General features: G+C 66.2%; 26 protein-coding genes. 12 read left to right on the forward strand and 14 right to left on the reverse strand.

Annotated features, from left to right (window positions below; translation table 11 throughout):
• Positions 1–23: 23 nt before the first annotated feature.
• Together A3CW_RS0107130 and A3CW_RS0107135 are read right to left on the reverse strand one after the other, a co-directional pair.
• Positions 24–725 carry an RES family NAD+ phosphorylase gene (locus A3CW_RS0107130; RefSeq protein ID WP_028202944.1) on the reverse strand — a complete coding sequence of 234 codons (702 nt, stop codon included), beginning with the start codon at positions 723–725 and terminating at the stop codon, positions 24–26.
• Entirely contained in the window at positions 722–1,150 is a 429-nt protein-coding gene (locus A3CW_RS0107135; protein WP_028202945.1) for an MbcA/ParS/Xre antitoxin family protein, read from the reverse strand. Before A3CW_RS0107135 ends, A3CW_RS0107130 begins: the two co-directional genes overlap by 4 nt.
• A gap of 135 nt (positions 1,151–1,285) precedes the next feature.
• Between A3CW_RS0107135 and A3CW_RS0107140 the strand changes: the two genes are divergently transcribed.
• Positions 1,286–1,765: a hypothetical protein gene (locus A3CW_RS0107140; protein WP_028202946.1), complete on the forward strand. Its 480-nt coding sequence runs from the start codon at positions 1,286–1,288 to the stop codon at positions 1,763–1,765.
• Between the two features lie 7 nt (positions 1,766–1,772).
• Here A3CW_RS0107140 and A3CW_RS0107145 read toward each other — a convergent pair whose 3' ends face one another.
• Positions 1,773–2,624 carry a LysR family transcriptional regulator gene (locus A3CW_RS0107145; RefSeq protein WP_028202947.1) on the reverse strand — a complete coding sequence of 284 codons (852 nt, stop codon included), beginning with the start codon at positions 2,622–2,624 and terminating at the stop codon, positions 1,773–1,775.
• Positions 2,625–2,724: 100 nt separating this feature from the next.
• On the opposite strand from A3CW_RS0107145, the gene A3CW_RS0107150 reads away from it, so the two are divergent.
• Positions 2,725–3,108, forward strand: coding sequence for a tautomerase family protein (locus A3CW_RS0107150; RefSeq protein WP_028202948.1), 384 nt, complete (start codon positions 2,725–2,727; stop codon positions 3,106–3,108).
• 62 nt (positions 3,109–3,170) lie between these two features.
• On the opposite strand, the gene A3CW_RS0107155 is transcribed toward A3CW_RS0107150, so the two are convergent.
• Entirely contained in the window at positions 3,171–3,722 is a 552-nt protein-coding gene (locus A3CW_RS0107155; protein WP_028202949.1) for a TetR/AcrR family transcriptional regulator, read from the reverse strand.
• A 193-nt stretch (positions 3,723–3,915) separates the two neighbouring features.
• On the opposite strand from A3CW_RS0107155, the gene A3CW_RS0107160 reads away from it, so the two are divergent.
• Positions 3,916–4,527, forward strand: a complete 612-nt coding sequence (locus A3CW_RS0107160) for a DUF3313 domain-containing protein (protein ID WP_028202950.1) — start codon at positions 3,916–3,918, stop codon at positions 4,525–4,527.
• Positions 4,528–4,761: 234 nt separating this feature from the next.
• Here A3CW_RS0107160 and ppk2 read toward each other — a convergent pair whose 3' ends face one another.
• Positions 4,762–5,853 carry a polyphosphate kinase 2 gene (gene ppk2, locus A3CW_RS0107165; RefSeq protein ID WP_051481288.1) on the reverse strand — a complete coding sequence of 364 codons (1,092 nt, stop codon included), beginning with the start codon at positions 5,851–5,853 and terminating at the stop codon, positions 4,762–4,764.
• A gap of 194 nt (positions 5,854–6,047) precedes the next feature.
• Entirely contained in the window at positions 6,048–6,266 is a 219-nt protein-coding gene (locus A3CW_RS0107170) for a YdcH family protein (protein WP_028202952.1), read from the reverse strand.
• 238 nt (positions 6,267–6,504) lie between these two features.
• Between A3CW_RS0107170 and A3CW_RS0107175 the strand changes: the two genes are divergently transcribed.
• Both A3CW_RS0107175 and A3CW_RS0107180 read left to right on the forward strand, forming a co-directional pair.
• Positions 6,505–8,163, forward strand: a complete 1,659-nt coding sequence (locus tag A3CW_RS0107175) for a CHAD domain-containing protein (RefSeq protein ID WP_028202953.1) — start codon at positions 6,505–6,507, stop codon at positions 8,161–8,163.
• A gap of 102 nt (positions 8,164–8,265) precedes the next feature.
• Positions 8,266–9,189, forward strand: coding sequence for a TOBE domain-containing protein (locus tag A3CW_RS0107180; protein ID WP_081771563.1), 924 nt, complete (start codon positions 8,266–8,268; stop codon positions 9,187–9,189).
• A gap of 36 nt (positions 9,190–9,225) precedes the next feature.
• Here the strand turns inward: A3CW_RS0107180 and A3CW_RS0107185 are convergent, their stop codons facing one another.
• The gene (locus A3CW_RS0107185; protein WP_028202955.1) at positions 9,226–9,927 is read right to left on the reverse strand and encodes a phosphatase PAP2 family protein; all 702 of its coding nucleotides are present in this window, start codon (positions 9,925–9,927) and stop codon (positions 9,226–9,228) included.
• A gap of 287 nt (positions 9,928–10,214) precedes the next feature.
• On the opposite strand from A3CW_RS0107185, the gene A3CW_RS0107190 reads away from it, so the two are divergent.
• The gene (locus A3CW_RS0107190; RefSeq protein ID WP_028202956.1) at positions 10,215–11,396 is read left to right on the forward strand and encodes an extracellular catalytic domain type 1 short-chain-length polyhydroxyalkanoate depolymerase; all 1,182 of its coding nucleotides are present in this window, start codon (positions 10,215–10,217) and stop codon (positions 11,394–11,396) included.
• Between the two features lie 101 nt (positions 11,397–11,497).
• A complete protein-coding gene (locus A3CW_RS0107195; protein WP_028202957.1) occupies positions 11,498–11,677 on the forward strand; it encodes a DUF3563 family protein in 180 nt (59 codons plus the stop codon).
• 94 nt (positions 11,678–11,771) lie between these two features.
• On the opposite strand, the gene A3CW_RS0107200 is transcribed toward A3CW_RS0107195, so the two are convergent.
• The 3 genes from A3CW_RS0107200 to A3CW_RS0107210 all read right to left on the reverse strand — a co-directional run bounded on the left by A3CW_RS0107200 (position 11,772) and on the right by A3CW_RS0107210 (position 14,154).
• Positions 11,772–12,575 (reverse strand): BPSS1780 family membrane protein, encoded by an 804-nt coding sequence (locus A3CW_RS0107200; RefSeq protein ID WP_028202958.1) that lies wholly within the window; start codon positions 12,573–12,575, stop codon positions 11,772–11,774.
• A complete protein-coding gene (locus A3CW_RS0107205; protein ID WP_028202959.1) occupies positions 12,566–13,573 on the reverse strand; it encodes a homoserine kinase in 1,008 nt (335 codons plus the stop codon). The genes A3CW_RS0107200 and A3CW_RS0107205 overlap by 10 nt, the downstream gene beginning before the upstream one ends.
• A gap of 173 nt (positions 13,574–13,746) precedes the next feature.
• A complete protein-coding gene (locus A3CW_RS0107210) occupies positions 13,747–14,154 on the reverse strand; it encodes a hypothetical protein (RefSeq protein WP_028202960.1) in 408 nt (135 codons plus the stop codon).
• A gap of 244 nt (positions 14,155–14,398) precedes the next feature.
• On the opposite strand from A3CW_RS0107210, the gene A3CW_RS0107215 reads away from it, so the two are divergent.
• A complete protein-coding gene (locus tag A3CW_RS0107215) occupies positions 14,399–15,895 on the forward strand; it encodes an AMP nucleosidase (RefSeq protein WP_028202961.1) in 1,497 nt (498 codons plus the stop codon).
• A 102-nt stretch (positions 15,896–15,997) separates the two neighbouring features.
• On the opposite strand, the gene A3CW_RS0107220 is transcribed toward A3CW_RS0107215, so the two are convergent.
• Both A3CW_RS0107220 and A3CW_RS0107225 read right to left on the reverse strand, forming a co-directional pair.
• The gene (locus tag A3CW_RS0107220; protein ID WP_028202962.1) at positions 15,998–16,525 is read right to left on the reverse strand and encodes a chromate transporter; all 528 of its coding nucleotides are present in this window, start codon (positions 16,523–16,525) and stop codon (positions 15,998–16,000) included.
• On the reverse strand, positions 16,522–17,127 hold the full coding sequence (locus A3CW_RS0107225; RefSeq protein ID WP_051481289.1) for a chromate transporter: 606 nt from the start codon (positions 17,125–17,127) through the stop codon (positions 16,522–16,524). The genes A3CW_RS0107220 and A3CW_RS0107225 overlap by 4 nt, the downstream gene beginning before the upstream one ends.
• Before the next feature lie 100 nt (positions 17,128–17,227).
• On the opposite strand from A3CW_RS0107225, the gene A3CW_RS45535 reads away from it, so the two are divergent.
• Positions 17,228–18,154, forward strand: a complete 927-nt coding sequence (locus A3CW_RS45535; RefSeq protein WP_051481290.1) for a transcriptional regulator GcvA — start codon at positions 17,228–17,230, stop codon at positions 18,152–18,154.
• An 89-nt stretch (positions 18,155–18,243) separates the two neighbouring features.
• Here the strand turns inward: A3CW_RS45535 and A3CW_RS0107235 are convergent, their stop codons facing one another.
• Entirely contained in the window at positions 18,244–19,011 is a 768-nt protein-coding gene (locus tag A3CW_RS0107235) for an LOG family protein (protein WP_028202964.1), read from the reverse strand.
• Between the two features lies 1 nt (position 19,012).
• Between A3CW_RS0107235 and polA the strand changes: the two genes are divergently transcribed.
• The 3 genes from polA to A3CW_RS0107250 all read left to right on the forward strand — a co-directional run bounded on the left by polA (position 19,013) and on the right by A3CW_RS0107250 (position 24,401).
• Entirely contained in the window at positions 19,013–21,814 is a 2,802-nt protein-coding gene (polA, locus tag A3CW_RS0107240) for a DNA polymerase I (protein WP_028202965.1), read from the forward strand.
• Positions 21,815–22,069: 255 nt separating this feature from the next.
• Positions 22,070–23,446, forward strand: a complete 1,377-nt coding sequence (locus tag A3CW_RS0107245; protein WP_028202966.1) for an NAD(P)/FAD-dependent oxidoreductase — start codon at positions 22,070–22,072, stop codon at positions 23,444–23,446.
• A gap of 82 nt (positions 23,447–23,528) precedes the next feature.
• Entirely contained in the window at positions 23,529–24,401 is an 873-nt protein-coding gene (locus A3CW_RS0107250) for a dienelactone hydrolase family protein (RefSeq protein ID WP_028202967.1), read from the forward strand.
• Positions 24,402–24,428: 27 nt separating this feature from the next.
• On the opposite strand, the gene A3CW_RS0107255 is transcribed toward A3CW_RS0107250, so the two are convergent.
• Positions 24,429–25,298: a sulfurtransferase gene (locus A3CW_RS0107255; RefSeq protein WP_028202968.1), complete on the reverse strand. Its 870-nt coding sequence runs from the start codon at positions 25,296–25,298 to the stop codon at positions 24,429–24,431.

Consider the following 25,298-nt stretch of genomic DNA (forward strand, 5'->3'; position numbering starts at 1 on the left):
CGGTCTCTCGTTGGCCGCTCGGGCTATACGATGCGGTTCAACTCGAACACCATGTCGATGGTGTGTCCATTCCAGTTGTATTCCAGATACGCCGCGTGATGGCACGCGCGCAGCAGCGTCGTGCTGAGGGCGGCGAGACATTCGCCGTCCTCGTCGCGCACCGACGGATACGCAATGCCTGGCGCGCGCGCCTCGCGGGCGGCGCGGCCTAGCGCCTGGCCGGCCGTGTAGTCGTCGGGCGAGAGCACGCCCGGGTCGAGCGCGGGGTCCTCGCGCAGATCGATCACCTCGCCATGCGCGATCACCGTATAGAGCCGCATTTGCTGGCGGATGGGCGGCTCGTTCGTGGCGGCGAGAAAAAGCCCCGAGTGATAGCGCGTTTCCGCCACGGCGGTGGCGCGCGAGCGCGCGCAGTAGAACACGCCGTAGGTGCCGTCGGAAAAACGGCTGCCCTGCGGATTCAGGTGCGTGAAGGCCGCCATGATCGGACCGTAGCCGGGGCCGAAGCGGCGCTCCTCGCGCGGCACGAGATCGAGGTCGCCGGTCTCGGTGCGCAGGCGGTCGTTGGTGAGCGCTTCGAGCGCGTAGAGCGCCTCGAAGTCGTCCGCGGAAGCCACGCGGTCGAACAGGTTCACGGCGGGAAACCGGGTGGGAATCACTCTGAACGCAGGTGACCAGGTGAGCTGCGCGCTGTGCCAGCGGTCTTGCCAGTTCGTTTGCGTCACGCCCAGCCGCCTCGCATTGCATCGAGATACTGGCGCACCGCCACGAGGTCGCTCACATTGCCGGCCAGCATGCGGTCGAGCGCGCGCCGTCCGCCAAAGGGCGGCGCGCTGTTGGGGCGCTTGATCCAGGTGTCGGCGGAGGTGGGTTGGGGCAGGAGAATCTGCAGCGCCTTGTAGATGCCGAGCAGCAACGAAAGGCGTTCGAGAGTGTCGCGGCCGAGCCGGGCGGTTTGCGGGGACTGCTTCCACTTGAAGAACGTGGATCGGCCCGGCGAGCCGAGCAGAATAATCTGCTCTTCGGCGCTCAGGTCCCAGTCGCGCGCAATGTTGAAGAATGCCCTGAGCCCCGCCGCCGACATTTCGGTGAGCGAGGGTTCGGCGCGGGGACGTCGCGACGGAGTGACGGAAGCAGTGGCGGGTGACATGGTGGTCGAGTCCTGAATTGAACTTTTAATAGATATTAGTCCATATGTGGATTATTGCAAGTTTTGACTCGGTATAATCCTCGCCGGACATTGGGACGGCATTTGGGGAGAGACGGGGTGCGGGCAGGCGTATTGATGGTCGCGGCAATGGTTTTTGCCGCGCCGGTGTGGGCATCGGGGCAGGGGAAGACGGCAGGGGCGCATGCGCGGCAGGGAGCGGCTGCCGGGCAGCAGTCGCATGGCGGGCAGGCGTCCAAAGCGCGTGGCGGGCACGGCGGTGCGGTGTCGCACACGGCCGGACGCCATCCGCACGCGACGGGTGCCACCCATGCGAGCGCCCCGCGCCATGTTGCGAAGGCCGGCAAACTGTCGCACGCGAAGAGCCACGCCGCGGCGCAACGGCACACGCCCGGCGAGGCACACGCGGCGGCACGCGCCCATCATCCGGCTTCTGGCGCGGTACCTGCGCCCAAAACCGTCACGCAAAAGCGCCCCGCGCCGAAGCCGGCCGCCGTGCGGCCCGCGCCACGCCACAGGCTCGTGGTGGATGCGCCGCCGCCGCGCATCCAGCGTGCGATTCCCGCGCCGCACGCGCTGCCGCCCATCCTGAGCTGAGCGCCAGCTAGCCTGTGCCGAGCCCCGAGGCGAGCAATTGCAGCGCTGCCGCGGTTCGAGGCTCGCGTACCCGCGAGTGAAGCAGGACTTGCGAAACCGGTAGCGCAGGCAAACCGAGCCGCGCGCCGACGTCGATCAGTTCGCGCGGCGCGACCCGGCGCGCCAGCGGCGAGATCGCGAGCCCGGCGGCCAGCGCCGCGCCCACTGCGGCGACGCCGCCGCCCACGAACACTTCGGTCCACGCCACGCCTGCGGCGTCGAGCGCGCGAATCGCCGCTGCCCGCACCGCGCATGGCGCGGCGAGCAGCGCGAGCGGCAGCGCCGTGCCGGGCTGCCACTGCCATTGCGGGGCGGCGAGCCAGACAAGCGGCTCCGCGAAGAGCCGGCGGGCATCGCCGCGTGGCGCCTCCCCTTCTTCCTGACGGACGATGACGGCATCGAGCCGCCGCTCGTCGAACTGCGCGAGCAGATGCGCCGAGAGTCCCAGATGCAGCTCGATCACGAGCCCCGGATCATGAACGCGAAGCTGGGCAAGCTGGCGGGCCAGGTTGGCGTCCGCAACATGCTCGCTCAGGCCAAGCGCGAGGCGCCGCTCGTCGCCTGAAAGCGCCCCGAGCGCGCGCTCATGCGCGCCCAGCAGGTCGCGCGCCGCGGCGAGGAACGTGAGGCCGTCAGCCGACAGCCGCACGACGCGCGGCGTGCGTTCGAGCAATTGCTTGCCCAGATGCGCTTCGAGGCGCTTGAGCTTGAGGCTCACGGCCGATTGCGTGGTGTCGAGGGCGTCGGCGGCGCGCGTGAAGCTGCGCAGCTCGGCGACGAGCACGAAGGCGCGCACGGCGTCGAGATCCAGTGGTTTCATTTCAGTTGGAAATGGATGAAATATCTATCTATGCCTGTTTATTATGATAGATCGCGCCTAAGCTGATGTCATCTCAAACCCACGGAAGCAGGAGATCGACATGCCGTTCACTCGTATCGCTGTTCGCGCAGGCAAGCCCGCCACGTATCGCAAGGCGCTCACGCAGGGCATTCATCAAGCACTGATGGAGGTGTTCAAGGCGCCTGAAGACGACATCTTCATGATCATCACCGAGCACGATGCCGATAACTTCGTGTTCGGCCGGCATTACCTCGGGATCGAGCGCAGCGACGATCTGGTCATGATCCAGATCGCCGTGAGCAACACGCGCGGGCAGGATCAGAAGAAGGCGCTGTTCGCGCAGATTGCCGAAAACCTCGCGCGCGATCCGGGGGTGAGGCGCGAGGATGTGTTCGTGAATCTCGTGGATGTCGCGCGGGAGAACTGGTCGTTCGGGAATGGGGTGGCGCAGTACGCGACCTGAGTGCGGCGCTTGAGGCCGATTCCGTCAGCATGCCCCGCGATTGCTCCCGCGAGGCAGCCGCATCACCACTTCTTCTCGTCGAGCAGGCGGTCGAAGAGCCGTTCCCGCAGCGCGTCGGGCACGGCCGAAAGCCCGAGCAGCGTGCTGAACGCGATGCCGCTCGCGGCGAAGTAGCGTAGCAGCGAGAGTTCGAGGTCGCGGGCCTCGGCCTGCAGCTTTTCCATCTTGGCCGCGTCCCGGGCCTTCAGGTCTTCGAGCAGCGCCGGGCTTTCGACCAGGGCCGCGAGCACGGCGCGCGCGACAGAGTCCGGCTGGTTGATGGACTCCCTGAAAATCGCGATCTGCGCCGAAAGCACCGGTTCTGCGCGGGCCTGGCCGGCCGCCGCCAGGTGATCTTGCGAGATCTGCTCGAATTGTTCCCGCTGACGATCCAGCAGCGCGCGCAGCACGCCCAGTTTGTTATGGAACTGGTGTAGCAATCCGCCTTTGCTGATGCCGCTTTCGCGCGCGAGCGCATCGAATGTCAGTCCGCCGACCCCGTCGCGGGCCAGGATCGCAAGCGCCGCGTCAATCGCCTTTCTGCGGGAAATCTCGGAACGTGTCTGGTTATCCATGGGCGTGATTGTACCCCTGCATCACCCCGTAAACAAACCGGATAGACGGTTTACATCCTTTGAGACCGATGTTACGCTTCGTCTCGTCGTGAACTCGGCCGGATGCCAGGCGGTATCCGGCAACTTTTGAAAGGATGCCTTCGTGCTCAACAACCGTCTTCTCCACACGTCGTCGGCTTGCGTAGTACTCCTGATGTTGTCGGCGTGTGCGGGCGTCCAGCCCGTTGCCTATAGCAGCCTCGCCTCGTCTTCCCAGCTCAAGGAGAACCGGGATAGCGACGCCGCGCAGACGCCATTCCGGTATGCGGCGCCGGTGCCCTGGTCGCGCTATACGCAGGTCATCGTCGATCCGGTCGCGGTGTACCAAGGCGGCGACAATCAGTTCGGCGACCTCTCGGACTCGGACAAGGACGTGCTCGCCGCCTACATGCACAAGACGTTTGCCGACACACTATCGAAGCGTTTCGACCTGGCGACCCAGCCGTCGCCCGCGACGCTGCGCGTGAAGCTCACATTGACCGGCGCAGAGAAAACGACTGCCGTGATCGGCCAGGCGATGCATTTCGACATCGCGGGCAATCTCTATAACGGCGTCCAGGCGATCCGGGGCGGCAAGGGGGCATTTAGCGGTTCGGTGTCGTATGCCGTGGAGGTGTACGACAGTGCGTCGGGGCGCCTGCTTCGCGCCTATGTGACGAAGCAATACCCGAATGCGATGAATCTGCCCGCCGCGTTCGGCTCGCTGAGCGCGGCCGAAACCGGCATCGACAAGGGCGCCGATGCGCTCGTCGAGCAGTTGCGCTAACGGCAAAGCCGCCTGCGGGCAGGGGCGTCGCCGGTCCGAACTTCATCGACTTTCTCGCCAGATCTTCAACGCACCGTGAATCTCTCTCGCTTCTTTGCATCCGCACTCGCCTTTGCATCCCGATGTGCGAGGCGCGTATGGGATGTCGTCGTGGGAAAGTTTTGAGTGACCGGCGGTTGTGGCACTCCGCATGATCTGGGGGAAGCGCGCAGACCCGTGAATCGGCAAGGCCGCCTATAGCGCCCGACTCACCAGCAACGGATCGACTACCCCAATCGCCTCTCCATCCCGGCTCGCGTATGGCAGCTTATGCAGCACGAATCGCAAGGCGTTGAGCCGCGCGCGTTTCTTGCAATCGGAGCGGACGACCGTCCAGGGCGCATCGGCGGTGTCCGTCTGCGAGAACATCGCTTCTTTCGCCTGCGTGTACGCCTCCCACTTGTCGAGCGAAGCGAGATCGACAGGACTCAGCTTCCATTGCTTGAGCGGATGCACCTTGCGTTCCTTGAAGCGCCGCCGCTGCTCGCCACGGCTTACCGAAAACCAGAACTTGATCAGGTGGATGCCGCTACGGATCAACTGCCGTTCGAACTCCGGCACCTGCCGCATGAAATCGGCATATTCCTCAGGCGAGCAGAAGCCCATGACATGCTCGACGCCCGCGCGGTTGTACCAGGACCGATCGAACAGCACGATCTCCCCCGCCGAAGGCAGATGCTGCACGTAGCGCTGGAAATACCACTGGCCGCGCTCCACTTCGGTGGGCTTTTCGAGTGCGACGACGCGCGCGCCGCGCGGGTTCAGATGCTCCATGAAGCGCTTGATCGTGCCGCCCTTGCCGGCTGCGTCGCGGCCCTCGAACAGGATCACCACGCGCTGACCGGTTTCGCGCACCCACGCCTGGAGCTTGAGCAGTTCGACCTGCAGCCGGTACTTCTGCCGCTCGTAGGCGCGACGCGACATCAAATTGCGATACGGATAGCCGCCTTCGCGCCAACCGGAGGCGAGTTCCTCGTCGGGGTGGCGCGTGCGCGAGTGGCGCCAGTCGGCAGGGTTGCCTTCGAGGATCAGGCTGCGTAACTGGGCGGCTTCGTCGGGCGACATGCCTTGCATCAATGCCGCGATCGACTCGAGCAGCATGGCGGGCGGATTGTGCCCGGCGCGAGTGCGCGCGACGAGATCGTGGACTGCGCCTGCGATGGCCTCGCTCGCGGACTCGACGGCACTGTCGACGGTGCGCAGCTCGGCGCTGTGGGGCGTGACGAGCGGCAGTCGCGCACCTGGGCTGGCGGTGTCGGAAGCGGAGTAGGGGATGGATTTGGGCATGGTGTCGGCGGATGCGGGGGATGGGAGTGCGTGCGGAGTGACTCGCATTCAAGGCGGATGCGTCGAAGCGCGCGCGGCAATGGCGCGCAGGGATAGTCGTCGCGGCTTGATTGGCAGGGCGGCGCCGGGGCAAAAGCCGGCGCGCCGATGGCCAGCGCCAGCCCGCTAGCAGCCGGCGCTGGACGCCGCCGGGTTCAGGCGTTTGCCGCTTTTTTGAGGATGAGGTAGAGCGAGTCCTTGAGTTGAAGCTTTTCCTTTTTCAGCTGCTCGACTTCCATGCCGTGCGAAGCCACGACACCGGCCTCCATGTTCTTGATCTGCTGGTCGAGCTCGTTGTGACGATGAAAAATCCGGGCGAAATGGTCGTCCTGGATCTTGAGGCGCGAAATCAAATCTCTGTACTCAGGGAACACTCAACACTCCTTACAGACAGGCAAAATAAGAAAGATTGAAACGTAATTATTTTTCCACCGTCTCGCCGTGGCAGTCTTGACCATCATCAGAGTCCGGTCGCCGGAAGGTCAGGGACGTTACCTGGGGCGTCGAGGCGCGCTCGCGTGTACCATCGATCGCGTCGTCGCAGTTCCTGGCCCTCCATCCGCTTGCACTGTTCTAAGCCGTCGCGCCCACCCACAGAACCCTGGAGCGTTCATGGATCGCGTTCTGGAAATCGTGCTGGATGTCGTGATCCCGGCAGCGCCGGATAGAAAAAGCGCAAAAGCCGCCGCCGCCACGGGAGCGGCATCCAGGGCGCACGCCAGCCCGAAACCATCGGAGCGGGCCGCCAGCCTGTGCGCGGCTTTGCCGCCGCTCGTGGCGCTGCCCGATATGCGCGAGTGCGTGACGACGGTCGCATTCGACCGCGGCGGCGTCCTTGGGGGGCTCGGCTGGCGCGTGGCGGTCGAATCGCGCGGCGACACGCAGCGCGTCGTCGTGTCGAGCCGGCGCGTTCATACGCCGGGGGTCACCGTGGTCGCACCGATCTTCGAGGCGGCGCTCGATGCGCACGGCATCGCGCATGCGCTCTTCGACGCCGCGCCCGAGCCGTTTCGCGAGGCGCTGGGCAGCGCGGACGATCTCGCTGCATCGGCCACGCTCGTGGCGACGCGCAGCCGCTGGCACTGGCCGCGCGACGGCATCGAGGTGCTGCTCACGTTCGACGAAGACTTGCACGAGCCGTCGGCAGCGCCGCAAGAACCGGTGGCTCAGGACACTTACCGCGCGGATGCGGCGCCCCCGCCGACCTTGCACGAGTTGCACGAGTTACGCGTGAGCGCGCCCTGGCCCGAAGGCGAGGACGAGCGGCCCATCGTCGATGCGCTGTTTGCCTGTGCTGGCGACCTTATCGAGGCGCTGCCCGCATTCGTGCGCCTGACCGACGCGCTCGAGCGCGCCAGCGCCGGCAGCGTGACCGGCGACGCCGAAGCCATCAAGGCCGAAGCCGTGGATCTGGCCGGCGCGGCTACGGCCGAGGCCGCGCTCGTGGCGATCGGGCGCAACATCAGCGCGCAGTGGTTCGGCAATGACGCCGGCGTGCGCGACAGCACGAACGGCGAGTTCATCCATCAGATGCGCGTGTCGCAGCGGCGGCTGCGCACCGCCATGCGCATCTTCTCGCGCTGGTGCGACGAGACCTGGGAGACGCGCATCGAGCCGGAGCTCAAATGGCTCGGCGGCCTGCTCGGCGATGCGCGCGACCGCGATGTCTTCGTCGAATCGACGCTGCCGGCGCTCGCCGCCGCTGACGTCGAGCCGGGGCGCTGGGACGCGATTCGCGACGCGGCAAACGCGCAACGGCTCGCCGCGCGCGCTAGGCTGCGCGAGGCGCTGGCTTCGCCGCGCTATGCGCTCGCGGCGCTGGCGTGGCTCCAGTGGCTCGACCTCCTCGCGCGGCGCGCGCACGACGCCGGCAGCGCCGGGTTTTCGCTGCACCGCCACGCGAAGAAGCGCGTGCGGCGCTACTACGATCAGCTAGCGGGCACGCAAAAGCTCACGGCCATCGACGAGGCGAGCCGTCACCGCGCGCGCATCAATGCGAAGTATTTGCGCTACACCATCGAATTCTTCGCCACGCTCACGTCGCGCCGCACGCGCGTGGAGGTGGCGCGCACACTCGCGCGGCTGCAGAGCGTGCTCGGCGACGGCAACGACGCCGCAGTGGCCCTGCGCTATCTCGAGCGCATGGATGCCGAGCCGTATCAGCTCGGCTTCGCGCGCGGCTGGTGCGAGGCCGTCAAGCGCTATACCGCGAAGGAGGGTGAGCGCCTGCTGCGCGAACTGGGCGAGCCGAAGGTGCCGCGCGGCGCCTGACGCGCGTCTCTATAATCGTTGGCGCAGATTGGCGGTTTGGCGGATGGCGAACCACGCCGAACCATCGCTCATTTCGTCTTGTTTTGGCTTGTTTTGCGCATGATGAATCCCACTGACCCGAACTCCGCACCCACCGGAGCCGGCCACGCCGACGCCGGTTCCACTGACACGTCCCCACCCGCCGAAGCGCCGGAACTGGGTCTGGGTGGCTCGGTCTGGTTTCAGTCCGGCCAGCAGATGCTGGGTGGCGCGGCGCGCATTGCGCTGCTGGAAGCCATCCATGCAACCGGTTCGATCACAGGTGCCGCGAAAGCGGTCGGCATGAGCTACAAGGGCGCCTGGGATGCCGTCGACGTCATGAACAATCTCGCGGGCGAGGCGCTCGTGGTGCGCGCGACGGGCGGCAAGGGCGGCGGCGGGACGACGCTCACGCCGCGGGCGCTGCGGCTCGTCGAGACGTTTCGCGCCATCGAGCACGAGCACCAGCGCTTCATCGAGCGCGCGGCGCATGCGCTCGGGGCAGTTTCGACCGAAGGCGACGATGCACACGCTGGCGGGTTCGCGCGCGACCTGGCCGTGCTCGGCCGCTTCGCCATGCGCACGAGCGCGCGCAATCAGCTCTTTGGCACCGTCTCGGGGATCGTGCGGGGCGCGGTGAACGACGAGGTGTCGATCGCGCTGCCCGGCGGCGAAGTCCTCGTGGCCACGATCACGCACGAGAGCGCCGAAGCGCTCGGGCTTGCCATGGGCGCGCCCGTGGTGGCGCTCGTGAAGGCGACTTCGGTCGTGCTGGTCGCGAGCTCGGCGGATGCGGCGCGGCTTTCGGCGCGCAACCGGCTGAGCGGGACGATCGAGGTCGTGCGTCACGGCGCCGTGAACGCCGAAGTGACGCTCGCCTTGCCGGGCGGCACCGTGATCGCCGCGATCGTGACCGAAGCGAGCGTGGACGCTTTGGGATTCGCCGCAGGGCAAGCGGCGACGGCCGTGTTCAAGGCCTCGAGCGTGTTGCTAGGGGTGGCCGGCTGAGCGGCGGGCGAGCGGGGTGCCGCCAGTCAGGCGGGTTCAGGCGTGCCGCTGCGCGGGCGGGGTGAGTCCGTTGCGGGTTTGCGAGACGGGCGCGACCGGCGCGCGGTTAGCGCGGTTGGCCTTCCATTTGGCGCGCACGTAGGGACGGTCGTGACCTGAAACCGTGAGCGCGATGTTCGTGACCCAGCGATGCGTGGGCACATGCACGTTGTGCAGCGCGATAGTCAGTGCCGCTAGGCTAAGCGCGACGACCGCCGCCGAAATTCGCTGGGCCTGCGCCTGCCACCAGTAGCGCGCGAACACGAGCGCGGTGAGCGCCCCGACCACGCAGCCCGTGACGGCCTCGGAAGGCGAGTGAGCGTCGAGCACCACGCGCGAGAGCGCGACCGCGAGCCCCACCGCGAGCCCGATCGTCACGCCCGCGGCGCGCACGAAGGACGGCGCGCCTTGCAGCATCAGGAAGAACGCGACGGGATAGACGGCCGTGGACAGCATGGCGTGGCCGCTGATCCCCGTGAAATCCAGTTCTCTTACCCCCACGCCCCAGCCGAGAAACGCGATCTTGGTGAGCGTCACGAGGCCGATTGCGAGGCCGAGCACCAACACCCAGCTCGCCGTCATGCGCCACGAGTAGCCGACCATGAGCCACAGCGCGATCGCCAACGCGAGCGGCAGGGTGAGGCCTGCGCCGCCGAGGTTGGTAATCGAGTACCAAAGGTGAATGGGCAAATCTGGCATGAGTCCGCGCTGCCGGCTATCTGAAGAGAATCCTGGGGTTGCAGGTGCTTAACCGCTACTTCATAGCGACTTAACGCGCGAGCCGCCTCGCCGGCCGACACGCGCGTAAGACGAGCTTCCAGTATAGCTGCCTCGCATGGAGGAAGGCGTGCGTCGTCGAAACCACACGAGAACGGAATCGAACGGGTCCGATCTGCAGCGTCGTTCAAATGGTGTTATTGTGCGTTGCACAATGACGGATCGCGGCAAAACGCCACGATGTGTCAGACCCTTTTACGAGGCCATAGATGACGAAAAATCTGACGAAGCTATGGGCCGGTGGCGTGCGACGTCTGCTCGCCATCCAGACCCGGGCGACCCGCGATGCCCTGAAAGGCGCGGGGATCGATACGCCCAGGCCGCAGGCAATCTGGCGCGCCGCCCAGGCCGCAGCCGAGCAGGCGGCCAAACACGTCACGCCGGCGCAGGCGCGCAGCGGCGCGCCGGTGCGCGAGTCGCGCGTGGGTCCGCGGGCGACCGCCTGGGCCGCGGGCGAATGGCGCCGCGCGGAGCACCTTGTGCCGGCGAACGACCAGCATGCCGGGCGCTCGCTTTCCTACGGGCTCTATTTGCCGCCGGGGGGCAAAACGGCGGGCATGCCGCTCGTCGTGATGCTGCACGGCTGCAAGCAGTCGATGGACTCCTTCGCCGAAGGCACCCGCATGAATCTGCTCGCCGACCGCCATGGTTTCGCGGTGGCGTATCCCGAGCAGTCGGAACGCGCGCACCCGCACCAATGCTGGCATTGGTACGACTCGCGCGACGCGGCGGGCGGCGGCGAAGCGGCTTCCGTCGTTTCGCTGGTCGATTCGCTCGTCGAGGAGCACGGCTTCGACCGCTCGCGCGTCTATCTGGCAGGGTTGTCGGCGGGCGCGGGGCTCGCGATGCTGCTCGCGGTGCGCTCGCCCAGCCGTTTCGCCGCCATCGCGCTGCATTCCAGCCCCGCTTTCGGTGAAGCACGCTCCGGCGTTTCGGCGCTCGACGTGATGCGGCGCGGCGTGCACCACGATCCGGTGGCGCTCGTCGATACCCAATTGGGCGCGCGCATCCACCCGGGCATGCCGGCGATCGTCGTGCAGGGCGATGCGGACGCCGTCGTCGCGCCCGTCAACGCGGAACAGCTCGCGGTGCAACTGCTGCGTCTGAACGGTCTTGCGGATACGCGCGGCGTGCGTCAGGGCGTCGTGTCGCGCGAGACCTTCAAGGACGGCTATCGCGAACAGGATTACGAGCTCGACGGCGCGAGCGTCGTGCGGCTGTGCCGCGTGGCGGACCTCGACCACGCCTGGAGCGGCGGCGACGACACGGTGCCATTCCATTCCTCGACGGGACCGGACGCGAGCACGCTGATCTGGGACTTTTTCGAGGCTCATCGCCGCGAGGCCTTCGACGAGGCCTACGAGGCTGAATTGACACAGGACGTTGGTTAAAAGCGACTACGGGCAACTTAGGTGTTTACCCTTAACAGGGTTTACCCTATAATGGCTTCATTCGATTCGCGGGCACGTGCCCGTCAAAGAAGGGCCAAATCATGTACCTGCTCAGCCGTCTTTTCCTGTTCCTCTCCGAAACCGCCGAAGCTCGCCGCCAGCAGCGCGAGGAAGCGTATCTCGCGCAGTCCGTCGACATCTACGATCTCGAATTCCGCATGCAGAAGATGGATCGCGAGAAGGCCACGCGCCACCCGTCGTGGATGAACCACTACGGCTAAGCAGGAATGCTGTGCCCCGCTAACGGGGCAACATTGAAAACGGCGCCCCGAGGCGCCGTTTTTGCGTGGTGCGCGTGAAGGACTGCCGCGCCGTTCAGCGGCCCGAGTCCGGCATTTCGGCGGCCTGCTTTTCCTGCACGCCGAAGCAGCCGCGGTAAGTCGCGTAGAACGAGCAATAGAGCATCGTCGTCACGATGATGAGCGCTGGCATCAGGATCGCGATCGTGAAGTCGCCGGCACCGAGCGCGCGCAGAAGCGTCGACAGTCCGATCGATACGACAGTCGAGACCGCGAACCACAGCGCCCCGTACACCATGAACGCGCCCTTGTTGCGCCAGCAGCTCACGATGCTGAAGAACATGGCCTTGACGGGCGGCACGTCGTGCCACGCCGTGAGCACGGGCGCAAACCAGAACAGCATCGACACCGGCACGTAGCAGAGCAGCGAAGCAAGCACCGCGAGCGGCACGTCGCTGTTGGCGAGCGCTTGCGCGTCGAGGTCGCCGCCGATGGTCATCAGCCGCAATAGCGCGCCGCCGTCCACGAACGCAGACGCGGCCAGCACCAGCAGCATCGCCACCACGTAAATCGCCCCGAGCGCCAGCAGGTGCTTCGCCACGTTGCTGCCGTACGAACGAAAGCCGTCGATCAGAATGGTCGGGAACACCGGTTTGCCCGCGATCGTGTCACGGCACGCCGCCATGAAGCCGACAGCCACGCCGGGCACGAACAGCAGCGGCAGCACGCCGCCGATCACGGGAATGGCGGAGATCAGCGTCATCGCCAGCAAATAGGCGAAAAACAGCGTAAGAAACGCGAGCGGATTGCGGCGGAACAACCAGATACCCTGGCGGAACCAGACGTAACCCGTCTTCGCGGAGACTTCGATTAGTTGCATGGGCGATGGGGCAAGGCGTGAAGGGAGCCCGCCTCGCTGCCGGCGAGGCGTTCGCGCAGAATGCGCTCGAAGTGGCCGGGATCGTGCGGCTTGAGCAGTTCGGCCGAGCGGGGCAGGTGGAAATCATACAGGCGCGAGACCCAGAAGCGGTACGCGCCTGCGCGCAGCATGTCCATCCAGTGCCGCGTTTCTTCGGGCGTGAACGGGCGCACGGTCTGGTAGGCGCGCAAGAGCGCGTCGGCGCGTGCGGTGTCGAGCTTGCCCGTGGCGAGGTCGACGCACCAGTCGTTCACGGTCACGGCCACGTCGAAGAGCCACTTGTCGCAGCCGGCGAAATAGAAGTCGAAAAAGCCGCCTAGCCGAACTTCGTGGCCCGGCGCCGGGTGCGAGTGCGCGAACATCGCATTGTCGCGGAACAGGTCGCAATGGCACGGACCGCCCGGCAGCGCCGCGTAGTCGGCCGAGCCGAAGAATGCGCGCTGGTGGTCGAGTTCGCTCGTGAGGAGCGTGCGCTGGGCGTCGTCCAGAAACGGCAGCACCGCCGGCACCGTTTCTTCCCACCACGAAAGGCTGCGCAGATTCGGCTGGTCGCCGCGGTAGTCGCGGCCCGCCAGGTGGAGGCGCGCGAGCATCTGGCCCACTTCCGCGCAGTGCTCCACCCCGGGCGCGAGTTCGGGCTTGCCTTCGAGCTTCGAGACGATGGCGGCGGGCTTGCCATGCAGCAGGCCGAAGAGCGCGCCGTCCTTGCGCGGCATGGGGTCGGGTACCGGCACGCGATGCGAGGCGAGATGCCGCATCAGGTCGAGGTAGAACGGCAGTTGTTCGGCCGTCAGCTTTTCGAAGATCGTCAGCACGTATTCGCCGCGCGTCGTCGTCAGGAAGAAGTTGCTGTTTTCAATGCCGGACTGGATGCCGCGAAATTCGACGACATCGCCGAGATCGTAGTCGTGCAGCCATTGGGCAAGCTCTTGGTCGGTGACAGCGGTGAAGACGGCCATGCAAGAAGGTCGGTTGATTGGTAATGGCGGGTCGGCGAACGCTGCGAGATGCTGCCCGAGGGGCTTGCAGGCGTGTCCGGCTCAAGCGCGATGGCCGCGGCCCGGCTTATGGGGCGGCGCACATGGCGTTGGCGCGGGCATGCCCCATCAAGGCATGCCCGCGCCCGGATGGCTCAGTAATGCAGGTTGATCGACGGCAGGCGCGTGCTGGCCTGGCCGTTGTTGCGCACTTGCGGCGAGGTGTCGGGGTTCGCGCTCATCGTGTAGCGCGTGCCGAAGTTCGAATGCACGTTGATCTCGACGGGCTTGCCCTTGTCGCGGAACTCGGTGATTTCGGTGCCGTTCGGGCTCACTTCGTGATAGCTGGGCACGCGTGGCACGTCGTTGATGTTGACCTTCGAGGTGACGCGTGCGGCCGGCTTGTTGTTGATCGCAGCCAGATCGGGCAGGCCCGCGCGTTCGTTCTCAGACTGCGCGGATTGTGCCTCGACGGCGGTCTTTGCGTCGTCGGCCGGCGCGGCCATGGCGACCCCGCTGAAAGCGAGCGTCACCGCGACGGCGGCAAGAAGGTGCGACTTCATGGTCTTTCTCCGATGGATGCCCCAATTCTAGCAAATCCGGGCGCTATACCCCATGTCGCGCAAGCGCTGCGGCCCGCGCCCGGCGGGCGGTGCGCGGCGCCCGCAGCGCTCGCCCGGCGGGGGCTTCAAAAGCCCTGGGCGCGGCGAGGTCCGTCGCCAGAAAGTCGCACCTTCCGTGGTAATGTGGATCCATCAAACGGAGAGGCGAACGACGATGAACAACGATAGCTACCCGCGGCCCCTCATGACGCCGGCGCACGACTTCCCGGACGAATTTTTCGAAGACGCCGCCGACGCCGTGGCGCGCCTCTCGAGCATCTACGAAGCGAATACGTCGTTCCTGCGGGACGCGTTTGCGCGCTATCGCCGCGGCGAGGCGTTCGAGCGCCGCGTGCGCGCGTGCTACCCGTTCGTGCGCATCCGCACCAACGTCAACACGCATATCGACTCGCGCCGCTCGTATGGCTTCGTCGCGGGCCCCGGCGTGTTCGAGACCACCGTCACGCGGCCCGACCTTTTCGGCAATTACTATCGCGAGCAGTTGCGTCTGCTGGCGAAGAACCATCATGTGGGCATCGAAGTGGGCGTATCGGATCAGCCCATTCCCGTGCACTTCGCGTTCGCCGAAGGCATCCACCTCGAAGGCGATCTCGACCGCGAGCGCCTCTTCGCCATGCGCGACGTGTTCGATACGCCCGATCTTGCGCAGCTCGACGACCGCATCGTGAACGGCACCTACGAGCCGGAGCCGGGCGAGCCGCATCCGCTTGCGCTCTTCACCGCGCCGCGCGTGGACTTTTCGCTGCACCGGCTCAAGCACTACACAGCCACGTCGCCCACGCACGTGCAGAACTACGTGCTCTACACGAACTACCAGTTCTATATCGACGAGTTCGTGAAGCTCGGCCGCGCGATGATGGCGCATACGGACGACGCCGACCTGCGCAACTATCGCAGCGAATACACCTCGTTCGTGGAGCCCGGCGACGTGGTCACCTACAACGCGAACCTGGGCGAACAGGACGACGAAGGCACGGTGCCGGCGCGCCTGCCGCAAATGCCGGCCTATCACCTCAAGCGTGCGGACGGCAGCGGCATCACGATGATCAACATCGGCGTGGGACCGTCGAACGCGAAGACAATCACCGATCACATTGCCGTGCTGCGTCCGCATGCGTGGATCATGCTCGGCCACTGCGCGGGCTTGCGCAATACGCAGCGCCTGGGCGACTACGTGCTCGCGCACGGCTACGTGCGCGAGGATCACGTGCTCGACGCCGATCTGCCGCTGTGGGTGCCGATTCCGGCGCTCGCCGAAGTGCAGCTCGCGCTCGAGCGTGCGGTCGCGGAGGTCACGAAGCTCGACGGCGTGGAACTCAAGCGCGTGATGCGCACGGGGACGGTGGCGAGCGTCGACAACCGCAACTGGGAGCTGCGCGATCATCGCGAGCCGGTGCAGCGCCTCTCGCAAAGCCGCGCGATCGCGCTCGACATGGAAAGTGCGACCATCGCCGCGAACGGCTTCCGCTTTCGCGTGCCGTATGGCACCTTGCTGTGCGTTTCCGACAAGCCGCTGCACGGCGAACTCAAGCTGCCGGGCATGGCCGATTCGTTCTATCGCGCGCAGGTCGATCAGCATCTGCAGATCGGCGTGAAGGCGATGGAGATTCTGCGCACGAACGGCTTGCACAAGCTGCATAGCCGGAAATTGCGCAGCTTTGCGGAGGTGGCGTTTCAGTAGACGCTTTATGGCTGGCTGGCGCATGGTGTGCGCCGGCCAGTCTGTCGAATTGCGCTGTTGCCTTGCATAAATTCGGATGCCGAATCATTTTCTGGCGGTCGTTTACTGCCCGAACCCCGTCAACCCGATCAGGCTCCCCGCGCCAAGCAGCCACAGCGGATGAATCTTCGTGCGAAACGCGAGCACGGCGCACACGCCGGTAATCGCCCAGGCGATCCACGAAGGATCGGAGGCTCTCGCGATCAGCACGGCGCTCGCGGCCACGAGGCCCGCCGTCACCGGCACGAGCCCCTTTTGCGCGATGCGCCGCCACGGGCGGTCCTTGAAGCGATCCCACGCATGCAGCGCGGCGATCGTGACGAGCGACGACGGCCCGAACTTCGCAATCGACGTGACCAGCATGCCTGCCCAGCCGGCCACGTGCCAGCCCACCAGCGTCACGACCATCATGTTCGGGCCCGGGGCGGCCTGGGCGAGCGCGAATAGCGCGCTGAACTCGCTCGCGGGCATCCAGTGGTGGACCTCGACGACCTGACGCTGCATCTCGGGCAGGATCGTGTTGCCGCCGCCGAAAGCGAGCAGCGAGAGCTGGCCGAAGATCCCGGCGAGCGCAACGAGTGTGGCGCTCATCGCGAGCCTCCTTCCTTGCGCGCCGCGCGGGCCGCGAGCGCGATGCCGACTGGCGTGAGCACGAGCATGGTGGGCAAAAGCGGCGTGCGCAGCACGGCGATGGCCACGAAGCCGAGCGCGGCGACGACGGCCGCGGCGGGATCGCGCCGCAGCGGCAGCACGATTTTCAGGGCCATCGAGACGAGCAGCCCGGCGGCCGCCGCGGCGAGCCCGACGAACAGATGCCGCACGTGCGGGTCGTCTTGCGTGCGCTCGTAGAGCACGCCAAGCCCGATCACGACGAGCGACGGACCCGCGATCAGGCCGAGGATGCCCGCGAGCGCGCCGCGCCATCCCTGAAAACGCATGCCGAGCGCGACCGAGAGATTGATGACGTTGCCGCCCGGCAAGAACTGGCAGAGGCCGAGCAGGTCGGTGAACTCGCTGGCGGTGAGCCAGCGGCGCTGCTCGACGATGGTGCGGCGCGCCAACGGCAGTGCGCCGCCAAACGATGTGAAGCCGAGACCGAGAAAGCCGAGGAACAGATCGCGCACCGTCGGCGTGTGGAGGCCGGCGGCCGTGCCATGGCCGGCAGCGGCGGGCGATGAGATGGGTTGTTTCATGAATGGAAGGGACCTCTGAGGCAAGTTCGGAGATTAAGCCCAATCGCGCGCACGGCAAAACGATTTCTATGGCGCGCTCTTGTGACCTACACTCACAAGCATGGCACGCTCCCTTCCTCCCTTTCCCGCGCTGCGCGCGTTCGAAGCCGCCGCGCGGCACAATAGCTTCTCCGCTGCGGCGGGCGAGCTCAATGTGACTCACGGTGCCATCAGCCGGCAGGTGGCCGCGCTCGAGGCGTGGGTCGGCGTGCAGGTGTTTCACCGGCACGGCAAGCGGGTCGCGCTGACCGAGGACGGGCGGCGCTACCTCGCCGCCGTGCAGTCGGCATTCGATGACATCGCGCGCGCAACCAGCCAGTTGCGCGACACGGGCGTGGTGCACGTGCTGCGCGTGAGCGCGCTGCCTACCTTCGCGATGAAATGGCTGCTGCCGCGGCTCTCGCAGTTTCAGCGTCTCGCGCCGAACGTCGAGTTGCGCCTGTCGACCTCGAACGCGCCGGTCGAGACGCTCGAAGGCTTCGACGTGGCCGTGCGGCGCGGGCCGGCCCACTGGCCCGACTGCGAGGCCGGTCATTTTCTCGACGAGACGGAACTGCCGGTGTGCAGTCCGGCGCTGCTCAAACGCGCGCCGATTCATCAGGCGAGCGATCTCGCACGCCACGTGCTGCTGCACTCGGATACGCGGCCCGATGCGTGGCGCACCTGGCTCGCGGCTGCAGGCGTGAAAGCCAAATGCCGCAAGAAGCAGTCGTTCGACCACTTCTATCTGGCCTTGCAGGCCGCCGTGGATGGTCTTGGCGTTGCGCTCGGCCCGCTGCCGCTGCTCGACGACGAGCTCGCGTCGGGGCGTCTCGTCACCCCGCTCGCGGGGCCGCATCTCGACGCGCGCGGCTACTGGTGGGTGGCGCGCCGAGAGGTGGCGCAAGCGCCGCTGGTCGCGCAGTTTTGCCGCTGGCTGGAAGAGCAGGCGAGCGCGCGGGCGCCGCTCGGTGCGTCCGGCGTGCCCGCAAGCGCGGAGAAAGCATGAGGGGAGCGATGCGCTGAGGCGCGAGCGGTGCGCAGGCCTACGGAAACATTAACCGCAGGCCATCCGCACGCCGCGCCGCAAGCGATGCATCAGAGGTAGAACATCCGGTCTTCGTCGGAGTCGCGGTCGCGGCGCGCCGGGTGCTCCTTGCCGGTATCTTCGGCGGTGTCCGCATCTTCGTAAAACTTGAGAACGGCTTCGAGCACCTGGTCCGGGTCGTCGATCACCTGCATCAAGTCCATGTCTTCGGGATTGATGAGGCCCATGGGCACCAGCGCCGAGCGGAACCAGTCGAGCAGGCCCTTCCAGAATTCGGCGCCCACCAGAATGATGGGCACGTGACGCGACTTTTTCGTCTGGATGAGCGTGAGCACTTCGGCCAGTTCGTCGAGCGTGCCGAAGCCGCCGGGCATGACGATCACGGCGTCCGAGTTCTTCACGAACGTGACCTTGCGTGTGAAGAAATGGCGGAAGCGCAACGAGATGTCCTGCCACTGGTTGCCCGACTGCTCGTGCGGCAACTCGATGTTCAGGCCCACCGAAGGCGACTTGCCCGCATGCGCGCCCTGGTTCGCGGCTTCCATGATGCCGGGGCCGCCGCCGGAGATCACGGCAAAGCCCGCATCGGACACCTTGCGCGCGATGGTGCTGGCGAGCTGGTAGTACTTCGACTCCGGTTTCAGGCGGGCGGAACCGTAGATGCTGACCGCTGGCCGGATCTCGGACAGGTACTCGGTCGCCTCGATAAACTCTGCCATAATCGTGAACATCTGCCACGATGCGCGTGCCTTCTTGGCCGTCGCGCGCTCTTGATCTGCGAGTGAACGCAGACTCGGAATCACTTTTCTCTTGTCCATAATGCCTGAAGAACTACGCGTGGAAACGAAGCTACAAAATGAGCTGGAAGGTAAGACCCTGCTGCTGGTCGACGGTTCTAGCTATCTCTATCGGGCCTTCCATGCGATGCCGGATCTGCGCGGTCCTGACGGCGAACCCACGGGCGCGCTATACGGCATCATCAACATGCTGCGTCGCATGCGCAAGGACGTTACGGCAGAGTATAGCGCGTGCGTGTTCGATGCAAAGGGCAAGACGTTCCGCGACGACTGGTACCCCGAGTACAAGGCCAACCGGCCTTCCATGCCCGAGCCGCTCGCAGCACAAATCGAGCCTATTCACACGGCCGTGCGCGCGCTCGGCTGGCCGCTCGTGATGATCGAAGGCGTGGAGGCCGACGACGTGATCGGCACGCTCGCCCGTGAGGCCGAGAAGCTCGGCATGAAGGTCATCGTGTCCACGGGCGACAAGGACCTCGCGCAGCTCGTGACGGACCACGTCACGCTCATCAACACGATGACGAATGAAACGCTCGATCGCGAAGGCGTGATCGCGAAGTTCGGCGTGCCGCCGGAGCGCATCATCGATTATCTGTCGCTCATCGGCGACACGGTCGACAACGTGCCGGGCGTGAACAAGTGCGGCCCGAAAACGGCGGTGAAGTGGCTCACGCAATACGACTCGCTCGACGGCGTGATCGCGCATGCGGATGAAATCAAGGGCGCCGTGGGCGGCTATCTGCGCGACGCGCTCGACTTCCTGCCGATGGCGAGAAAGCTCGTCACGGTGGAAACGGCTTGCGATCTCACGCCGCATCTCGAGTCGATCGAAGCGTCGCTAGCCACGCGAGCCGAAGCGCGCGAAGAACTGCGCGATATCTTCGCGCGCCACGGCTTCAAGACCTGGCTGCGCGAAGTCACCGAAGCGAGTCAGCAGAGCGAGACGGTGCCCGCTGCGACCAAAGGCGACGCGCCTGAGAAAGACGCGATCGTGCAGCCCGCGCTGTTCGTCGATGCTCCGCGCCATTACGAAACGATCCAGACGTGGCCGCAGTTCGACACGTGGCTCAGGAAGATCGAAGCCGCCGAACTCACCGCGTTCGACACCGAGACCACGGCGCTCGATCCGATGGTCGCGAAGCTCGTCGGCATGTCGTTCTCGACGGAACCTGGCGTGGCCGCCTATTTGCCGCTCGCGCATCGCGGTCCGGACGCGCCCGATCAACTGCCGCAGGACGAAGTGCTCGCGCGCCTGAAGCCCTGGCTCGAAAGCGCGAAGCACAAGAAAGTCGGCCAGCACATGAAGTACGACGAGCAGGTGCTGGCGAACTACGGTATCGAGCTGAACGGCGTGGAGCATGACACGCTGCTCGAATCGTATGTGCTCGAATCGCATCGCAGCCACGACATGGACAGCCTCGCGTTGCGCCATCTCGGCATCAAGACGATCAAGTACGAAGAGGTGGCGGGCAAGGGCGCGCAGCAGATCGGCTTCGACGAAGTCTCGCTCGAACGGGCCGCCGAATACGCAGCCGAAGACGCCGATGTCACGCTGCAACTGCATCGCGCGCTGTATCCGCAGATCGCGCCCGAGAAGGGCCTCGATTACGTGTATCGCGACATCGAATTGCCCACGTCGCGCGTGCTGCGCAAGATGGAGCGCAACGGTGTGCTGATCGACACTGAAAGGCTCGAAAAGCAGAGCGCGGAAATCGCCGTGCGGCTCATCGCGCTCGAAGAGGAAGCGTATGCGCTCGCGGGCGGCGAATTCAATCTGGGCTCGCCCAAGCAGATCGGCCAGATCTTCTTCGAGAAGCTGCAACTGCCGGTCGTGAAGAAAACGCCCAGCGGCGCGCCTTCCACCGACGAAGAAGTGCTGCAAAAGCTCGCCGAGGATTACCCGCTGCCCAAGATCCTGCTCGAACATCGCGGTCTTGCCAAGCTCAAGTCCACGTACACCGACAAGCTGCCGCGCATGGTGAATGCGCAAACGGGCCGCGTGCACACGAACTACGCGCAGGCCGTGGCGGTCACGGGCCGTCTCGCGTCGAACGATCCGAATCTGCAGAACATTCCCGTGCGTACGGGCGAAGGCCGGCGCATTCGCGAGGCGTTCATCGCGCCGCCGGGGCACAAGATCGTTTCCGCCGACTACTCGCAGATCGAACTGCGCATCATGGCGCATATCTCGGGCGACGAGTCGCTGCTCGCGGCGTTCGCGCGCGGCGACGACATTCACCGCGCCACGGCCTCCGAAGTGTTCGGCGTCACGCCGCTCGAAGTGAGCGCGGACCAGCGGCGCATCGCCAAGGTCATCAATTTCGGCCTGATTTACGGCATGAGCGCGTTCGGGCTCGCATCGAATCTCGGCATTACGCGCGATGCGGCGAAGCTTTATATCGACCGCTATTTCGCGCGCTATCCGGGCGTGGCGCGCTATATGGACGAAACGCGCATGGACGCGAAGTCGCGCGGCTATGTGGAGACCGTATTCGGCCGCCGGCTGTGGCTGCCCGAGATCAACGGCGGCAACGGTCCGCGCCGCCAGGCCGCCGAGCGCGCCGCGATCAACGCGCCCATGCAGGGCACGGCCGCCGACCTGATCAAACTTTCCATGGTCGCGGTGCAGAAATGGCTCGACGAACGCAAGATCGGCACGAAGATGGTCATGCAGGTGCACGACGAACTCGTGCTCGAAGTGCCGGGCGACGAACTCGCCGAAGTGCGCAAGCGCTTGCCCGAGCTGATGTGCTCGGTGGCGCAGCTCAAGGTGCCGCTCGTCGCCGAAGTGGGCGTGGGCGAGAACTGGGAAGAGGCACACTGAAGGCGCGTCGAAGCGCTTAGTGAAGCTCTACTAAGTACATACTGAATGCGCAGCGCCGCAAAAGCCGTAACCAGGACGTAACTGCACGCGTGCGATAAGGCAAGCCTCGCGTGCGTGATGTCGCGAATGCGCGCCGCAAGGGTTGCCGCCGCGCGCTCCGTCAGCCGACAATGACTTGATTGAAGGCCGGTGCCTCGCACGTATGTTGTCGACGCATCGGCCTTTCTATCGCCTTTCGACATGCACGGAGAGTCTATGCATCGCTTTATCGTTGTGGGAGGAGGCGCAGGCGGGCTGGAACTGGCAACACGGCTCGGCGATCGTTACGGCGAAGCGCGCGCGAAGCGGGGCAAGCCGCAAGCGGCATCGATCACGCTGGTCGACCGCAATCCAACGCATATCTGGAAACCGCTCCTGCACGAAGTCGCGGCGGGCAGCATGGATCCATTCACGCATCAGCTCGAATATCCAGCGCAGGCGCGCTGGCACGGCTTCGAATTCCAGCAGGGCGAGCTGACCGCGCTCGACCGCGCGGCGAAGCGCATCACGCTCGGGCGCGTGCTCGACGAAGACGGCGCGGAAATGCTGCCCGAGCGCGTGCTCGAATACGACACGCTCGTGCTCGCAATCGGTAGCACGACGCACTTTTTCGGCGTGCCGGGCGCGGCCGAGAATTCCATCGCGCTCGACACCGTCGAGCAGGCCGAGCGCTTTCGCAAGCGCCTGATCGCCGCGTGCATGCGCGCCGAACATCAGGCGCCCGAAAAAGTCGCGGCGGAGGTGACGGCGGACGACCTCGCGCCGGCCATGGACGCCGGCGCCGCGCCGCGCGTGCAGGTGGCGATCATCGGCGCGGGCGCGACGGGCGTCGAGCTTTCCGCCGAACTGCGCAACACCGCGCAGGTGCTGTCGGCCTATGGACTGCACAAGCTCGATCCGCGCCACGACGTGGGCATCGTGCTGATCGAGGCGGGCCCGCGCATCCTGCCTGCATTGCCCGAGCGCGTTTCGTCGGCAACGGGCGAGCTGCTGCAGAAGCTCGGCGTGAAGCTGCTGACGAGCGAACGCGTGATCGAAGTGGCGCCTGGTGTCGTGCGCACCGCGAGCGGCAAGAACCTGCGCGCGGACCTCACGGTCTGGGCGGCGGGTATTACCGCGCCAGCTGTGCTTTCGCGGCTCGACGGCCTCACCGTCAACAAGCTCGGCCAGCTGATCGTGCGCCGTACGCTGCAAACGGAACTCGACGACAACATCTTCGCGCTCGGCGACTGCGCGGCCTGCGAATGGCCGGGTCACGAGCGCGGTGTGCCGCCGCGCGCACAAGCCGCGCACCAGCAGGCCACTTTCCTGTTCAAGTCGCTTGGCAATCTGCTCGCCGGCAAGCCGCTCGAGGAGTTCACCTATCGCGACTTCGGGTCGCTGGTGTCGCTCGGCCACTTCAGCGCGGTCGGCAACCTGATGGGCGGGCTGATCGGCGGGAATATGTTGATCGAAGGGTTGTTTGCCCGTTTCATGTACATGTCGCTGTACCGGCTGCACATCGCGGCGCTGCACGGCTACGCGCGCATGGTGCTCGATACCTTCGCGCACTGGCTGCGCCGCACGACGTTGCCGCGCGTGAAGCTGCACTGAGCGGCTACATCGAGCGGCGCTTGCGGCCGGGGCGCGGCGCTATTCTGCCTGTTTCCGCTGTTTGATCTTCAAGGAGCGCTGCATGCTGAAACCCGAAGTCGATAGCCTCGTCCCGCACGTGCCGTTCGATCGGCGCACCTTCATCAAGGCGGCGCTCGGCGGCGGATTCGCCGCTGCCGTGCTGCCCGTCTCCGCGCAAACCATCCACACCGACAGCGAAGGTCTCGAAGCCGGCGAGATCGGCTTCCAGTCGGGCGGCACGCTCATCCCGGCGTATCGCGCACAGCCGCGCGGCAAGACGCACTTGCCGGTGATCATCGTGATTCACGAAATTTTCGGCGTGCACGAGCATATCGCCGATGTGTGCCGGCGCTTTGCGAAACTCGGCTATCTGGCCATCGCGCCGGATTTCTTCGTGCGCCAGGGCGACGCCTCCGTGTACCCGACGATTCAGCAGATCAACGAGAACATCGCGAGCAAGGTGTCCGACGCCCAGGTGATGGGCGACATCGACGCGGCCATTGCCTGGGCGGGCGAGCATGGCGGCGACACGAAGCGCGTGGGCGTCAACGGCTTTTGCTGGGGCGGGCGCTATGCGTGGCTCTACGCGGAGCACAACCCGCACATCAAGGCGGCGGTGGTGTGGTACGGGCGCGTGGCGGGCCCGCACACGCCGAATGCGCCGAGCAATCCGCTCGATCTCGCGAGCAACCTGCAAGTGCCGGTGCTCGGGTTATATGGCTTGCAGGATCCAGGCAACCCGCAGGACTCGCTCGAGCAGATGAAGGCCGCCATCGCACAGGGCCCGCAGGGCGGGCGCAGCTCGCAAATCGTCGTGTACAACGACGCGGGCCACGCGTTCTTCGCGGACTACCGGCCGAGCTATCGCAAGGCCGATGCGCAAGACGGCTGGAAGCGCGCGCTTGCCTGGTTCAAGGAGCACGGCGTGATGTGACGCCGTGCCCGTTTCCGGACTCCCGGCTCAGGGGTTGGGGCCCGTCGCGACCGGCCGCGACGCGTCGGCGCTCCATTCGCTCCACGAACCGGGGTAGAGCGCCGCGCCGTGCAGGCCGGCAATCTCCATCGCGAGCGCATTGTGGCAGGCGGTCACGCCCGAGCCGCATTGCAGGACCACGTGTTCGGGCGTGATGCCCGGCAGCACCGCCGTGAAATCCTCGCGCAGCGCGTGCGCCGATTTGAAGCGGCCATCCGGCGTGAGATTGTCCTGATAAAACCGATTGCGCGCGCCAGGAATATGGCCGCCCACCGGGTCGATCGTTTCGTTTTCGCCGCGATAGCGGTCGGCGGCGCGGGCGTCGACGACCGTGAGTTCGTGCGTGGCGAGATTGCGGACGATGGCCTGCGCGTCCACCGTCACCTGGAGCGGTGCGGCCGCCTTGAAGGTGCCGCGCGCGGGCGCGGGCACGTCGCGCACGAGCGGGAAGCCCGCCGCCTCCCACGCCTTGAGGCCGCCGTCGAGCACGGCCACCGAGTCGTGGCCGAGCCAGCGCAGGAGCCACCACAGGCGTGCGGCGTAGGCGCCGCTTTGCGCGTCGTAGGCCACGACCTGCTGGCCTTCGTTGAGCCCGCGCAGCAAGAGCGTGGCGACGAGCGCCGAGCGGTCGGGCAGCGGATGGCGGCCGTTCTTGCCGGTCTTCGGGCCCGAGAGGTCGCGGTCCAGATGCAGGTATTGGGCGCCGGGCAGATGGCCGAGCGCATAGGCGTTCTCGCCCGCGGCGGGATCGGCGAGATCGAAGCGGCAGTCGAAAACCAGCACGCTGCCTGGCGCGGCGGTCAGGCGTTCGTGCAGATTGGCGGCCGAGATCAGCGTGGTGTAGTGCGTGTGGGGCAT

Source organism: Paraburkholderia nodosa DSM 21604 (assembly GCF_000519185.1).
Lineage (GTDB): Bacteria > Pseudomonadota > Gammaproteobacteria > Burkholderiales > Burkholderiaceae > Paraburkholderia > Paraburkholderia nodosa.

Bases quoted from the DNA above. Each gene is read 5' to 3' on its own strand.
- A3CW_RS0107135 (WP_028202945.1), bottom strand. From the start codon at position 1,150: ATGTCACCCGCCACTGCTTCCGTCACTCCGTCGCGACGTCCCCGCGCC.
- A3CW_RS0107140 (WP_028202946.1), top strand. From the start codon at position 1,286: ATGGTCGCGGCAATGGTTTTTGCCGCGCCGGTGTGGGCATCGGGGCAG.
- A3CW_RS0107145 (WP_028202947.1), bottom strand. From the start codon at position 2,624: ATGAAACCACTGGATCTCGACGCCGTGCGCGCCTTCGTGCTCGTCGCC.
- A3CW_RS0107150 (WP_028202948.1), top strand. From the start codon at position 2,725: ATGCCGTTCACTCGTATCGCTGTTCGCGCAGGCAAGCCCGCCACGTAT.
- A3CW_RS0107155 (WP_028202949.1), bottom strand. From the start codon at position 3,722: ATGGATAACCAGACACGTTCCGAGATTTCCCGCAGAAAGGCGATTGAC.
- A3CW_RS0107160 (WP_028202950.1), top strand. From the start codon at position 3,916: ATGTTGTCGGCGTGTGCGGGCGTCCAGCCCGTTGCCTATAGCAGCCTC.
- ppk2 (WP_051481288.1), bottom strand. From the start codon at position 5,853: ATGCCCAAATCCATCCCCTACTCCGCTTCCGACACCGCCAGCCCAGGT.
- A3CW_RS0107175 (WP_028202953.1), top strand. From the start codon at position 6,505: ATGGATCGCGTTCTGGAAATCGTGCTGGATGTCGTGATCCCGGCAGCG.
- A3CW_RS0107180 (WP_081771563.1), top strand. From the start codon at position 8,266: ATGAATCCCACTGACCCGAACTCCGCACCCACCGGAGCCGGCCACGCC.
- A3CW_RS0107185 (WP_028202955.1), bottom strand. From the start codon at position 9,927: ATGCCAGATTTGCCCATTCACCTTTGGTACTCGATTACCAACCTCGGC.
- A3CW_RS0107190 (WP_028202956.1), top strand. From the start codon at position 10,215: ATGACGAAAAATCTGACGAAGCTATGGGCCGGTGGCGTGCGACGTCTG.
- A3CW_RS0107195 (WP_028202957.1), top strand. From the start codon at position 11,498: ATGTACCTGCTCAGCCGTCTTTTCCTGTTCCTCTCCGAAACCGCCGAA.
- A3CW_RS0107200 (WP_028202958.1), bottom strand. From the start codon at position 12,575: ATGCAACTAATCGAAGTCTCCGCGAAGACGGGTTACGTCTGGTTCCGC.
- A3CW_RS0107205 (WP_028202959.1), bottom strand. From the start codon at position 13,573: ATGGCCGTCTTCACCGCTGTCACCGACCAAGAGCTTGCCCAATGGCTG.
- A3CW_RS0107210 (WP_028202960.1), bottom strand. From the start codon at position 14,154: ATGAAGTCGCACCTTCTTGCCGCCGTCGCGGTGACGCTCGCTTTCAGC.
- A3CW_RS0107215 (WP_028202961.1), top strand. From the start codon at position 14,399: ATGACGCCGGCGCACGACTTCCCGGACGAATTTTTCGAAGACGCCGCC.
- A3CW_RS0107220 (WP_028202962.1), bottom strand. From the start codon at position 16,525: ATGAGCGCCACACTCGTTGCGCTCGCCGGGATCTTCGGCCAGCTCTCG.
- A3CW_RS0107225 (WP_051481289.1), bottom strand. From the start codon at position 17,127: ATGAAACAACCCATCTCATCGCCCGCCGCTGCCGGCCATGGCACGGCC.
- A3CW_RS45535 (WP_051481290.1), top strand. From the start codon at position 17,228: ATGGCACGCTCCCTTCCTCCCTTTCCCGCGCTGCGCGCGTTCGAAGCC.
- A3CW_RS0107235 (WP_028202964.1), bottom strand. From the start codon at position 19,011: ATGGACAAGAGAAAAGTGATTCCGAGTCTGCGTTCACTCGCAGATCAA.
- polA (WP_028202965.1), top strand. From the start codon at position 19,013: ATGCCTGAAGAACTACGCGTGGAAACGAAGCTACAAAATGAGCTGGAA.
- A3CW_RS0107245 (WP_028202966.1), top strand. From the start codon at position 22,070: ATGCATCGCTTTATCGTTGTGGGAGGAGGCGCAGGCGGGCTGGAACTG.
- A3CW_RS0107250 (WP_028202967.1), top strand. From the start codon at position 23,529: ATGCTGAAACCCGAAGTCGATAGCCTCGTCCCGCACGTGCCGTTCGAT.
- A3CW_RS0107255 (WP_028202968.1), bottom strand. From the start codon at position 25,298: ATGCCCCACACGCACTACACCACGCTGATCTCGGCCGCCAATCTGCAC.